The following is a 12299-nucleotide window of genomic DNA, read 5'->3' as shown; positions in this document are numbered from 1 at the left end:
TGCCGGGCTGCCGCCGCGCCCCGGCCGGTCGCTCAGCGTGGGGCCGCCGCGTGCGCCGCCACCAGCCGCTGCGCGGCCGTGGCCGCCCCGTCGGCGCGGACGGCGGCGGCCAGCGCCCGGGCCCGGTCGGCGACCTCCGGGCGCAGGGCGACGGTGAGCGCCGCGACCAGCGAGTCCACGCTGGGCGGGACGGGCTCGTGCGCACTGCCGACGCCGAGCGCGTCGACCCGGCGCGCGAAGTAGTGCTGGTCGTACACCTGCGGGACGACGACCTGCGGCGCGCCGGCCCGGGCCGCGGCGGTCGTGGTGCCCGCGCCGCCGTGGTGCACCACCGCGGCGACCCGCGGGAACAGCGCCTGCTGGTTGACCTCGCCGACGGCCAGGCAGTCGGGCTGGCCGTCCACGGCCGCCAGCGACGCCCAGCCCCGCGAGACGAGCACCCGACGCCCGAGGGCGCGGGCCGCCCGGACTAGGGTCGTGGTCAGGTGCTGGTCCACGGCGATGCTGCCGAAGCCGAAGTAGACGGGCGGCTCGCCGGCGGCCAGGAAGCTCTCCAGCTCCGGGGGCAGGGCCCGCTCGTCCGGCAGGATCCACGCGCCCGTCTGGACGACGTCGAGGTCGGCGGGGCCGGGCCAGGGCGCCAGCGCCGGGTCGGCGGCCAGCCACGGCCGGTCGGTGAACATGTGGCTGCGCACGTCACCGGCCGGGGGCAGCCCCACCGCCGCCCGCCGCGCGTCGAGGGCGGCCCCGAACGTGTCGTTGAAGTGCCGCGCGTTCTCGGCCCAGAGCGCGGCGTTGTCGGCCGTCGCGGGCGCCGGCGCCTGGCCGGACTGGGGCAGCGGCGGCGGGGGGTGGTGCGGCGACGGGAAGACCGCCGGGCTCCACGTCGCGAAGACGTAGGGCAGGCCGTGCAGCTCCGCCACCGACCGGGCGGCGACCTGGAGGGCGGTCACCGCGACCACGGCGTCGCAGCCCTCGACCGCCGCCGAGAACACCTCGAACTGCACGGCGAGGGAGGCGGCCGCCAACTGCCGGACCCGGGTCGGCGAGGCCGGCACTCTGGGCGTCTGCCGGACGGACGAGGCCGACCGACGCCACTCGGGGCCGATCGGCACGAAGGGAAGCCCGAAGGACCCGATCCACTTGGCGAAGTCCGGGGGCGCGCAGAGGCGCACCTCCTGGTCGAGGGCCCTGAGCTGCATGGCCAGGGCCACCACCGGCTGGACGTCGCCGCGTGACCCGATCGCCGACAACAGAAAACGCACCGGAGCCCGCCTCTCCCCGTGGACCGGACCGGACGAGAATGGCCCTCGGGCCCGGGGCCGTCAAGGACGCCGGCACGGAGAGTGGCTGTCGGGTAGCGGACGGGCGGCGGGGGTGAGCGGCGTCACCCCAGGTGGGGCCGACCCCGCCAGGAGGCGGAATCGACCCCCGCCAATGCGCGGCCAAAGTGTGCCCTTGGTCACACCTCAGCCGCGCGGCTGGGACGCCTCGGCGAACTCCTCACGCGGGTCGTGCAGCTGGCCGAGCGCGACCACCTCGCGCTTGAGGAAGAACGCCAGCGACCAGTCGACCACGACCCGGACCTTGCGGTTGAACGACGGGATCCGCGACATGTGGTACGTCCGGTGCATGAACCACGCCGGCCAGCCGGTCATCTTGATGCCGTAGACCTGGGCGACGCCCTTGTGCAGGCCGAGGCTGGCCACGCTGCCCGCGTGCTTGTGCTTGTAGTCCACCGGCTGACGGCCCCGGATCACGTTGGCGATGTTGTCGGCCATCCGGGCGGCCTGGCGCACCGCGTGCTGGGCGCTGGGCGAGCAGAAGTTGCCCGGCTCCTTGGTCAGGTCCGGCACCGCCGCGCAGTCACCGGCGCTCCACGCGCCCTCGATCACCCGGTCGCCGTCGACGACCTGGAGGGTCGGCAGGCAGGTGACGCGGCGACGCTCGTCGCGCGGGAAGTCGGTGGCGTCCAGCATCGGCGACGGCTTGACGCCGGCCGTCCAGACGATCGTGTCGGAGCGGAAGCTGTCGCCGTCGGAGAGCTTCACCACCCCGTCGACGCAGGACTCCAGGCGGGTGTCCAGCCGGATGTCCATGTTCCGCTTGAGCAGCTGCTGCACCGTGTACGCGCCCATGTCCCGGTCGACCTCGGGCAGCACCCGCTGGGTCGCCTCGACCAGCACCCAGCGCATGTCCTCCGGCTCCAGCTCCGGGTAGTAGCGCAGCGCGTCGCGGGCCATGTCCTCCATCTCGGCCAGGGCCTCGATGCCCGCGTACCCGCCGCCGACGAAGGTGAACGTCAGGGCGCTGCGGCGCACCTGCGCGTCCTGCGTGGCCGCCGCCACGTCGAGCCGGTCGAGCACGTGGTTGCGCAGGTAGATGGCCTCGCCGATGGTCTTGAACCCGATGCCGTGCTCGTGCAGGCCGGGGATCGGCAGCGTGCGGGAGACCGAGCCGGGGGCCACCACGACGTGGTCGTAGGGGATCTCCCGGGTCGGGCCGCTGATCGGCTGCACCGTGGCGACCTTGCGGTCGTGCTCGATCCGGGTGACCGTGCCGGCCACCACCTTGCACCGCCGCAACTCCCGCCGCAGCGGCACCACGGAGTGCCGGGGGGAGATGTTGCCGGCCGCCGCCTCCGGGAGGAACGGCTGGTACGTCATGTGCGGCTGCGGGTCGACGACGACGACCTCCGCCTCCCGCGAGGAGAGCTTCTTCGACAGGCGAAGGGCGGCGTAGAGACCGACGTGCCCGGCACCGACGACAAGGATCCGCTTCGGATTCACGCCTACCATCTTTCCCCCGCCGGCCCCGCTAACCCCTGCCGAGACCCCCCTTTGTGACGGAGCACAACACCTGTGAGCTGCATGACGCGCATTGCCGTTCCGTCATCTGCGACGCAGCAGCCACCCCAGCAACGCGCTCACCGCCACCGCCACCAGCAACCCGGCGACCGTGACGCCGAGGTGGCCCCGGTCGGGCCCGGCATCGGCGACCCGGACGAGGAGCACCCCGAGCACCGCCGAGCCGAGCAGCACCCCGCCGGCCCGGGTGAGCCAGCGCACGACCAGCTCCGGATCCACCACCGCGTCGTACGGCAGCAGCGCCGCCAGCGCGGCCAGCGAGTGCGCGAGGTAGAGGGCCGCCGCCACGGCGAGCAGCCGCCACAGCGCGACCGGCCGGTCGTACCCCTCGGTGGCCAGCAGCCAGCCGCCGACCGCGACGAGGGCGGCGAACGTCGGCCAGATCCGGCGCGGCCCGACCGCCGGCAGCAGCGCCACCAGCGCGAGGGCGGCCAGCGGACGGCCGGTGAGGACCTGCGCCGGGTACGCCAGCAGCAGCCCCGCCAGCGTCGCGCCGAAGATCCCGGCGCGCACCAGCAGCGGGGCCGCGCTGACCCGGTTGACCGCCGAGCGGGCCGCCCGGGCGCGTTCGGTCACCGCCTCGACCGGGTTCACCGGCACCGCCCTCCGTCACCCGTGCGCCGGGCTGCCCCGTTCACCGGCCGCCCTGCCCCGCTCACCGGCCACCCACCCGCGGGGCGGTGGCGAGCCGGGCCACGTCGCGCAGCACCTGGTCGAGGCTGCCCGCGCCCGCCCAGCGGACCACCGGCACGCCGTGCTCGCGGAGCTGGCCGATCATCGTGTCCCGGTCGATCCGCCACAGCCGGAACGCCACCTCGGACCAGCCCTGCCGGCCCGGTGGCGGCAGGTCGTCCGGGAGCGTGTCCACCGCCACCACGAACCGCCCGGAACGGGCCATCCGGGCCAGCATCTGGGCGGACCGCTCGTCCAGCAGCGGGGTGAGCACCACCACCAGCGCGTCCGAGGAGAGGATCTGCGGCCCGAAGACCTGGTCGTACGGCTCGTGCGGCGACGCCTCGGCGCGCACGTCGAGCAGCCACTCCAGCAGCGTGAGGTATTGCCGGCGGCCGGTGGCGGGGCGCAGCCGACGGGCCGCCGGACCGTACTCCAGCAGCGCCACCCGGTCGCCCCGGTGCAGGTAGTGCTCGCCGATCGCGGCGGCGGCCCGCACGGTGGTGTCCAGCACCGACGCGGCCCCGCCGACGCCACCGGAGCGGCCCGCCTCGGCGAGCACGTCGAGCAGGACGACCACCTCGGCGTCCCGGTCCGACAGGGTGGCGGCCACGTGCAGCTGCCGGGCCCGCAGCGACACCCGCCAGTCGACGCGGCGCAGCCGGTCGCCGGGGCCGAAGACCCGCACCCCGGCCAGCTCGCCGCCCTCGCCGGGCCGGCGGGAGTGGTGCGCGCCGACCAGGCCGGCGGCGCGGGGCATCGCCTCCACCGCCTCGAACGGCTCCGTCTTCGGGTACACCCGGAACCGGACCGGCTCGGTGATCGCCGCCCGGGAGACCAGCATCCCCCCGGCGGCGGCGACCCTCGCCCCGGCCGGGCCGATCGGGTGCCGGCCCCAGCGCCGGGCCTTCCCGGCCAGCTCCAGGTCGACGGCCGTGCCCGTGTCGACGACGGTCACGAAGGGCCGGTCCACGCCGCTGCGGGACAGGTCGACCCGGGCCCCGCCGACGCCGGCCCGCTCGACCAGCAGCCACGGCGAGACGCGGGTGCGCACCACCGCCACGTCGTAGCCGACCGTGTCCGGGTTGCCGACGCTGACCGTGCCGGTGAACTCGCCGCCCTCGACGAGTTGCCCGTCGTCCGCGGTGATCCACAACTGCGGGCCCGCCGTGGGCCGGCGGCGCAGCGCGTACGCGGTGCCGAGCGCGAACGGCACGGCCAGCACGACCAGGTCGACCCGGCCGAGCAGCACGCCGGCGATCAGCAGCAGGCCCGCCAGCAGCACCGCCCGGCCCAGCGCCCAGGTGGGCGCCCAGGCCGCCGCCTGCGGCCCCTCGGGGGTGGACACGGCCGTCAGCGCCCCGGCCGGCCGGCGGCGTAGCTCGGCAGCGCCCCGCTGGCCGGGGCCGGGGTCTGGTCGAGCACCTCCCCGACCACGAAGGACGGGTCGACGCGGCGCAGCCACATCTCCGGGCGCAGCGTGATCCGGTGCGCCAGGGCCGGCGCGGCCACCTCCTTGACGTCCTCGGGCACCACGTAGTCCCGGCCGGCGAAGACCGCCCGGGCGCGGGCCAGCAGCAGCAGCGCCAGCGAGCCGCGCGGCGACGCCCCGACCAGCACCGACGGGTGCTCCCGGGTGGCCGCGGTGAGCGCCACGATGTAGCGGCCGATGGAGTCCTCCACCACCACGTTCTCCAGGGCGACCTGCATGGCCCGCAGGGTGGCGGCGTCGACGACCGGGGCGATCTCGGCCTCCTCGCGGCGGCGGCCCATCCGCCGGCGCAGCACCTCCCACTCCTCCTCGCCGTCCGGGTAGCCGAACGACACCCGCAGCAGGAACCGGTCGAGCTGCGCCTCCGGCAGCGGGTACGTCCCCTCGTACTCGATCGGGTTGGCGGTGGCCAGCACGTGGAACGGCTCGTCGAGCCGGTACGTCACGCCCTCCACCGAGACCTGCTTCTCCTGCATCGCCTCCAGCAGCGCCGACTGGGTCTTCGGCGGCGTCCGGTTGATCTCGTCGGCGAGCAGCAGGTTGGTGAAGACCGGGCCGGCGCGGAAGGAGAAGTCGCCGCTGCGCTGGTCGTAGAGGAAGGAGCCGGTGACGTCGGCGGGAAGCAGGTCGGGGGTGAACTGGAGGCGGCGGAAGTCCAGCCCGAGGGCCTGGGCGAAGGACCGGGCGGTCAGCGTCTTGCCCAGGCCGGGCAGGTCCTCCAGCAGCACGTGGCCGCCGGCCAGGATGCCGGCGAGGACCAGCTCCAGGGCCTCCCGCTTGCCCACCACCACCGAGCCGACCGCGTCCAGCACCGCCCGGGCCAGGTGGCCGACCTCGGCGGCGGGCACGGTCCGGTCCACGTCCTTCATCAGATCTTCTCCAGTTCGGCGACGATCGCCACGAGGTCGCGCGGCGACGGGGTGCGGCGGGGCGGGGTGTCCAGGAACGTCGAGAGCCGGTCGCCCAGCAGGGCGCGGGCGCGGGCCGGGTCGGACTCGCGGGTCACGCCGTGCCGCTGGCGCAGCCGCTCGTCGGCCAGCTCGCCGAGGCGGGGCAGGATCCGCTCGGCGAACCGCTCCGGGTTGCCCGCCGACCAGTCCAGTGGCCGTTCCCAGCCGTTGATCGCGGCGCGCAGCGCGTCCCGGGCGGCCCAGTGGTAGTGGCCGTCCTCCTCGCCCGCCGGGATGCGGGCCCCCGACCGGGGCGGTGGCGGCGGGGCCAGCGCGGCGGTGACCCGGCGCACGGCGAGCAGGGCGAGGACCCCGGCGACGACCACCCACAGCGAGAGCTGCAACCCGACGGCCCGCAGCCCGGCCACCACCACGGCGGTCAGCGCCCCGGCCACCAGGAGGGTCTTCAGCACGCCGCCGACCCGGCCGCCCCGGGCGGGCCGCTCCTGCGCCGGCTGCTCCTCCTCGGCGGAGCCGAGCAGGTCGTCGATGCTGGTGCTCACGCCGGGCCCCCGGCGACTGCACCCGCTCCGGCGGCCCCGGTCGCCACGGCCGTCCCGGCCGCTACCGCCGTCAGCTCGCCGCGCAGCCGGCGCAGCGCGGCGCGGGCCTGGTCGCGGGTGCGCTCGCCGACCGGCCGGGTGGCATACCGGGCCTCCCGGTAGACGTGGGCGAACTCGGCCAGCACGTCGGCGCTGGCGATCGCCGGCACCCCCGCGTCGGGGTCGCCGCGCAGCAGGCGGGTCACCAGGTCGGTGGGGGTGTCGCCGGTGTGCCGGGCCACCCCGGCCGCCTCGGCGGCCTCCTCCAGCCGCACCCAGCAGGCGATCACGGCGGTGCGCGGGTCGACGTCGGCGTCGTCCAGCTCGACCAGGCCGGCGTCGAGCGCGGCCACCACCTCGCGGGCGGTGCCCTCGGCGGTGCGCCGCGCCCGGTCCGCCGGCAGCGCCCGGCTGGTGCGGCGGGCCACCCCGCGCAGCAGCGTCCAGCCCACGTAGCCGAGGGCGACGGCGATCGCCAGGCCGAGCAGCACCATCGCGACGGTGCCCAGCCACTCGGGGATGTGCGCGCGGGTGGCCTCCCCGGCGTCGCGCGGCTCCACCGGGATCGACGGCGGCGGCTGCGCGGTCGGGTACTCCGGCACGTACGGGATGTTGTCGGCGGCGGGCGGGATGCGGCTCGCGCCGAGCGACGAGTGGCCGGCGGCCACCGCGGCGGCGGCGAGCAGGGCCGTCACCGCGACGATCGGCCACCACCTGCGCAGCACGCTGAGGTCCATCGGCACCGCCCCACGCCCGTCAGTCCACTCCGGCCAGTTGCTTCGCCCGGGCGAACACGTCGTCCAGCATCCCCGGTGTCAGCCGCCCGGTGAACGTGTTCTGCTGGCTGACGTGGTAACACCCCAGCAGCGCCGGTGCGGCCGTGCCGGACCAGTGTGCCCCATGGCCGAACGCCGGTCGCGGGCTGGGCGGGCGCACGCCGTACACCTCGCGCAGCGTCGGCCACCACGCCGCCCAGGCGAACGCGCCCAGCGCGACCACGACGCGCAGCGTGGGCCGGATCAGCGCGACCTCCCGGCGCAGCCAGGGCGCGCAGGTGTCCCGCTCCGCCGGGGTGGGCTTGTTGTCCGGCGGCGCGCAGCGCACGGCGGCGAAGATCCGGGTGTCGCGCAACGCGAGGCCGTCGTCGGCGGCGACGCTCGTCGGCTGGTTGGCCAGGCCGGCGCGGTGCAGGGCGGCGAAGAGCACGTCGCCGGAGCGGTCGCCGGTGAAGATGCGCCCGGTGCGGTTGCCGCCGTGCGCGGCGGGGGCCAGGCCGAGGATGCCGATCCGGGCGTCGGCGACGCCGAAGCCGGGCACCGGCCGCCCCCAGTAGGTCTGGTCGCGGAAGGCCGCCCGCCGCGTGCGGGCGACCTCCTCCCGCCAGGCGACGAGGCGCGGGCAGGCGAAGCAGTCGGCGACCGCGCCGTCGAGGTCGACCAGGTCGGTCGCCCGCGCGGCGCGGGCGACCACCTCGTCGGGGGTACGGGCCTCAGCCAAGCTTCGCCCGGAACAGTTCGAGGGTGCGGGCCCAGGCGCTGGCCGAGGCGCGCTGGTCGAACGCCTCCGGCCGGTCGTCGTTGAAGAACGCGTGCCGGCTGCCCGGGTAGTCGTAGAGGGTGCAGGTGCCGCCGGCCGCCTCGATCGCCGCACGGGCCGTCTGCACGCCCGGCGCGGCCGAGGTGCCGTCCTCCTCCGAGCAGTGGATGATCGCCGACTTGCCCGCGTAGTCGGCCCACTCGGGGCGCATCTTCTCCCACGGCAGCATCGGGTAGAAGCCGGCCGTGGCGACGATCCGCTCCGACAGCGTCGCCGACCACAGGGCCAGGCTGCCGCCCGCGCAGAAGCCGACGCAGCCGACCTTGCCCGCCACCTCGGGCCGCGCCGCCAGGAATTCCGCCGCGCCCGCGATGTCCTTCGCCGCCTCGTCCATCTGCAGGCCCATCAGCAGCCGCCGGGCCTCGTCCGGCTCGCCGGTCGACTCGCCGTGGTAGAAGTCCGGGGCGAGCGCCACGAACCCGGCCTCGGCGAACCGGTCCGCCACCGACCGGATGTGGGGCACGAGGCCCCACCACTCCTGGATCACGATGACCGCCGGGTTGGCCGCACCGCCGGAGGGTATCGCGAGATACCCCTCGCTCGTCCCGCCGTTGCTGACGAAGCTCACCATCTCGCCCATCGGCCCGTCCTCCTCGCGGTCAGTCATCGTTGGCTGGTCGCAGGGTGTTCCTACGTGTCGTGAGCCTGCCACGCCACGACCGCCGCCGGAAGACGCCCGAGCAGTGGCGTTCACCTCCTGTTTCGTTGCCGGTCGCCCGGGTCAGGCTGCCTTGCGGGTGAGGCAGAGCAGGTAGCCGGTGCTGCCCGGCTTGATGTTGTAGAAGAAGTACCCCGCCTGCCCGGGCTGGAGAAACGGCTCGCACGCCTCGCCCGTCCGCGCCTGCGCCTCGGTCTGCCCGTCGAGGCGACCGACCACCGTGTACACCGCCTCCGTCGACGTGCAGGCCACCACCTCCGCGCCGCGGGCGTCCTTGCGCTCACCCTCGGCCACGTCCGGCAGCTCGGCGAGGCAGTCACCGGTCTTCGCCTTCGCGGTCGCGTCCTCGTCGAGGGCGGCGGCCACGGCACCGCCGAGGCCGAACTTCAGCGCCGCCACCACCCCGACGGCGAGCAGCGCGGCGACCACGCCGACCACCTTGCGGACCACGGACCGCCTCGGCTCGACCTGGCCGCCTTCGGCCTGCCCGTCCTGCGGCTCCGCCGCGCCCGCGCCGGGCTCGTCCGCGCGCCCGCCCTGCCCGGTCTCACCCTTGACCTGTGCGCTCTCGGCCTTGACCTGCGCAGCTTCGGCCGCCGCCGGGCCGTTCTCGGGCTGCCCGGACTCGGGCTGCTCGGACTCCCGGGCCGCGGGTGGGTCGGCGGGGCGCGGCGCGTCCTCGGGCGGCGCGGCGGGGTGCGGGGCGACCGGCTCTGGCACGGGAGTTCCTTCCGAGGGGATGGACGAGCAGACGACACCGTAGCGACCAAGATCGGAGAACGTGGTCCCGCGCGACTCGTCCGTTCAGCCATTTGTAAGGAAGGGCACCCTGTTAACGCTTTCTGTATAGGAAGGGCCCCTTCCTAACGCCCCGCACGGTGGAGCAGTCGACGGCTGGCGGGCGGTCAGCGGGAGGGCGTCGAGGTGGGTGCGGCGGTCGGCAGCGGCCCGAGCGTGGCCCCGCCGGGCGGCGCCGGTGCCGGAGCCCGCCCGGCCGGCTCACCGGTCGGCGTCGGGGCGGACCGCCCAGCGGTCGCGCCGTCGGTCGGCGTCGGGGCCGACTGCCCTTCGGTCGCGCCGCCGGGCGGCGTCGCGGTGGGTGATGCCACCGTCGCGCCGCCGGTCGGCGTCGGGGCCTGCGGCGCGGGCGTCGGGCCGTCGGTCGGCGTCGTGGTCAGCGGCGGGGCGAGGGGCGGCGCGGGCGCCGGGCGCGCCCCGACCGGTCCGGCCTGGAAGGGCGCGTTCTCCGGGCAGTACGGGTAGACGGGCAGCGCCCGTCCCGACTCCGGCAGCCCCGCACGCTCGCACTCGGGGTAGCCGATCCGGATCGGGTTGCCGTTCTGGTCGAACAGCCGGGCATCCTCGACGAGGCGGCCCTCGCGGTCGTAGACGTAGACGTCGCTGACGTACGGCGACTCCACCGACGTGGACTCGTAGCCGGACTCGTTCCAGCCCAGCCGGTCGTCCGCGTCGACGAAGCCGACGAACGCGAAGATGGCGAGGACCGCCGTGCCGGCCCGCAGCGCGATCCGGGGCCAGCGGGTCAGCGCCGGGGTGCGCCTGCCCAGCCACACCGACCCGACCACGCAGACGCCGAGCAGCAGCAGCGCCGCCAGCGTGCTCCCGCCCAGCCTGGGCAGCAGCCCGAACGGCACGCCCGTCGTGACGACGGTGATCAGCATGGCCGCCAGGTAGCCGCGCAGCACCCACCAGGCGGGGCGGAGCAGGCGCAGGTACTCGCTCGCCGAGGCGTACCCGAGGATCGGGCCGACCCGGACGTCGGCCGCGCGCAGCCGGGCACGCACCCCGGCCACGGCGGCGGCGGCCCGCTGGTCCAGGTTGCGGGCGGCGGCCGGGCCCCCCGCGCCGGCCGCCGCGCGCAGTTCCATGGCGTACGCCTCGGGCGCGCCCAGCCGGTCGGCCAGCGACCCGTCGGACTCGGCGGCGACCTCGGCGAGGTGCTCCGGCAGGTCCTCGGTCAACTCGTCGCGGACGTGGGGCGGCAGGTCCGCCAGGGCGGCCCGGACCCGGGTCACGTAGTCCGCGATCTCCTGCTCCGTGACAGTCACGCTGCCATCCCCCGATCGTCGAGCAGAGTGTCCATGGTGGTGGCGAACGAGCGCCAGAGCTTGCCGGAGCGGGTCAACTGGTCCCGGCCGGCGGCGTTGAGCGAGTAGTACTTGCGGTGCGGGCCGGACTCGCTCGGCACGACGTACGTGGTCAGCAGGCCGGCGGCGAAGAGTCGCCGCAGCGTGCCGTAGACGGAGGCGTCGCCGACCTCGTCCAGGCCGGCTTCGCGGAGGCGGCGCAGGATGTCGTAGCCGTAGCCGTCCTCCTCCCGGAGCACGGCGAGGACCGCGAGATCCAGCACGCCTTTCAGGAGCTGCGTGGTATCCACGCATCGCACACTACTGCGCAGTGCGAAGTACCGTCAAACGACACCCCGGGCCTCGAACTTGGCCGAACACGTCTACCGATTGCCATGCTCACGACCGCCTCTGGAAGCGGGCCGGCGCGCGGGGTGTCCGACACACGCGCCGACCACGTGGCAGGGGTCAGCGGGCGTTCCCGGCGCGCAGCCAGGCGATGTAGTCGGCGGCGGCGGTCGCGGTGTCGTACCGGGGTTCGAAGCCGGTGTCCTCGCGCAGCCGGGTGATGTCGAGCCAGGTCTGCGGGCGGTCGCCGGCCGAGGGAAGCTCGCACCGGAAGCCGGGCTCGACGGACCGCAGCGCGGCGATGACGTCGGCGTTGCTGGTGGCGCGGCCGGAGGCCACGTTGTAGGTCGCGTGCCGCAGCTCGTCGGTGAGCTGCAGGAGCGCGAGCGCGCGGCCGGTGTCCCTGACGTAGAGCAGGTCGAGCGCGTCCTCGGCGTGCGGCGGCGCGACGAGCCCGGAGAGGTCGGGCTCGCCGCGCCGCGCCGCGGCGTGGGCGAGCGACGGCGCGGCGAAGAACGGGTCGGGCAGGTGCCCGCCGGGCCCCCAGGTGCCGGAGATCCGGGCGTTGACGATCTGAACCGCGGTGGCGGCCGACAGGTGGCCGGCGAGCAGCTCGAAGATCTTCTTGAAGGTGGGGATCGCGTGGACGTGACCCATCGGCAGGGGCATGTCCTCGGCGAGCGCGCCCGCCTCCGCGAAGCCGTAGACGCCGATGGTGCTCGCGGCCACGATGCGGCGCACGCCCCATGCCTGCGCGGCGCGAACGATGTTGAGGTATCCCTCCAGCGACCGCGCCGACGCGTCGATCGGGTCGGCGTCGTCGTCCGACCACGGCAGGGTGACGGCGAGGTGCACGATCCCGGTGATCGGGTGCCGCTTGCCGACCGCGAGCAGGGCGTCGAGGTCGGCGACGTCGGCCTGCACGGCGTGCACGGGCAGGTCGGCGAGCGGGGCGGGCACCACGGGAGCCCGGCGTTGCAGCAGGACGCACTCCTCGCCGGCTTCGGCGAGGGCGCGGACGGTGTGGGAGCCGATGAAGCCGGCGCCTCCGGTAACGAGGATCATGACAACTCCGGTCGTAGCTCTG

Annotated in this window: 13 protein-coding genes; all 13 read right to left on the bottom strand. The window is 75.6% G+C overall.

The genetic code is table 11. The features are described from left to right. Nucleotides 1–32: 32 nt before the first annotated feature. The 13 genes from O7628_RS17990 to O7628_RS17930 all read right to left on the bottom strand — a co-directional run bounded on the left by O7628_RS17990 (nt 33) and on the right by O7628_RS17930 (nt 12277). Nucleotides 33–1265 (bottom strand): glycosyltransferase, encoded by a 1233-nt coding sequence (locus O7628_RS17990; protein ID WP_278132104.1) that lies wholly within the window; start codon nt 1263–1265, stop codon nt 33–35. Nucleotides 1266–1469: 204 nt separating this feature from the next. Continuing rightward, on the bottom strand, nt 1470–2789 hold the full coding sequence (locus O7628_RS17985; protein ID WP_074476655.1) for an NAD(P)/FAD-dependent oxidoreductase: 1320 nt from the start codon (nt 2787–2789) through the stop codon (nt 1470–1472). A gap of 102 nt (nt 2790–2891) precedes the next feature. Further along, nucleotides 2892–3461: a hypothetical protein gene (locus tag O7628_RS17980; protein WP_278136340.1), complete on the bottom strand. Its 570-nt coding sequence runs from the start codon at nt 3459–3461 to the stop codon at nt 2892–2894. A 61-nt stretch (nt 3462–3522) separates the two neighbouring features. Further along, complete coding sequence (locus O7628_RS17975) at nt 3523–4896, bottom strand: DUF58 domain-containing protein (RefSeq protein ID WP_278136339.1); 1374 nt, start codon at nt 4894–4896, stop codon at nt 3523–3525. Beyond that, on the bottom strand, nt 4893–5900 hold the full coding sequence (locus tag O7628_RS17970) for a MoxR family ATPase (RefSeq protein ID WP_278132101.1): 1008 nt from the start codon (nt 5898–5900) through the stop codon (nt 4893–4895). Before O7628_RS17970 ends, O7628_RS17975 begins: the two co-directional genes overlap by 4 nt. Beyond that, entirely contained in the window at nt 5900–6484 is a 585-nt protein-coding gene (locus O7628_RS17965) for a hypothetical protein (protein WP_178063409.1), read from the bottom strand. The genes O7628_RS17970 and O7628_RS17965 overlap by 1 nt, the downstream gene beginning before the upstream one ends. Continuing rightward, nucleotides 6481–7260 (bottom strand): DUF4129 domain-containing protein, encoded by a 780-nt coding sequence (locus tag O7628_RS17960; RefSeq protein WP_278132098.1) that lies wholly within the window; start codon nt 7258–7260, stop codon nt 6481–6483. The genes O7628_RS17965 and O7628_RS17960 overlap by 4 nt, the downstream gene beginning before the upstream one ends. 19 nt (nt 7261–7279) lie before the next feature. Further along, nucleotides 7280–8020 carry a uracil-DNA glycosylase gene (locus O7628_RS17955; protein ID WP_311774372.1) on the bottom strand — a complete coding sequence of 247 codons (741 nt, stop codon included), beginning with the start codon at nt 8018–8020 and terminating at the stop codon, nt 7280–7282. Next, a complete protein-coding gene (locus O7628_RS17950) occupies nt 8013–8699 on the bottom strand; it encodes a dienelactone hydrolase family protein (protein ID WP_278136338.1) in 687 nt (228 codons plus the stop codon). Before O7628_RS17950 ends, O7628_RS17955 begins: the two co-directional genes overlap by 8 nt. 141 nt (nt 8700–8840) lie before the next feature. Further along, complete coding sequence (locus O7628_RS17945) at nt 8841–9497, bottom strand: hypothetical protein (RefSeq protein ID WP_278132097.1); 657 nt, start codon at nt 9495–9497, stop codon at nt 8841–8843. A 185-nt stretch (nt 9498–9682) separates the two neighbouring features. Beyond that, nucleotides 9683–10846, bottom strand: coding sequence for a hypothetical protein (locus tag O7628_RS17940; RefSeq protein ID WP_278132095.1), 1164 nt, complete (start codon nt 10844–10846; stop codon nt 9683–9685). Further along, nucleotides 10843–11175 (bottom strand): PadR family transcriptional regulator, encoded by a 333-nt coding sequence (locus tag O7628_RS17935; protein WP_036374274.1) that lies wholly within the window; start codon nt 11173–11175, stop codon nt 10843–10845. The genes O7628_RS17940 and O7628_RS17935 overlap by 4 nt, the downstream gene beginning before the upstream one ends. 157 nt (nt 11176–11332) lie before the next feature. After that, entirely contained in the window at nt 11333–12277 is a 945-nt protein-coding gene (locus O7628_RS17930; protein ID WP_278132092.1) for an NAD(P)-dependent oxidoreductase, read from the bottom strand. Nucleotides 12278–12299 lie beyond the last annotated feature (22 nt).

The sequence above is a fragment of the Micromonospora sp. WMMD956 genome (assembly GCF_029626125.1).
Taxonomy (GTDB): Bacteria; Actinomycetota; Actinomycetes; order Mycobacteriales; family Micromonosporaceae; genus Micromonospora; species Micromonospora carbonacea.
This window is presented reverse-complemented; position numbering and strand designations above follow the sequence as displayed.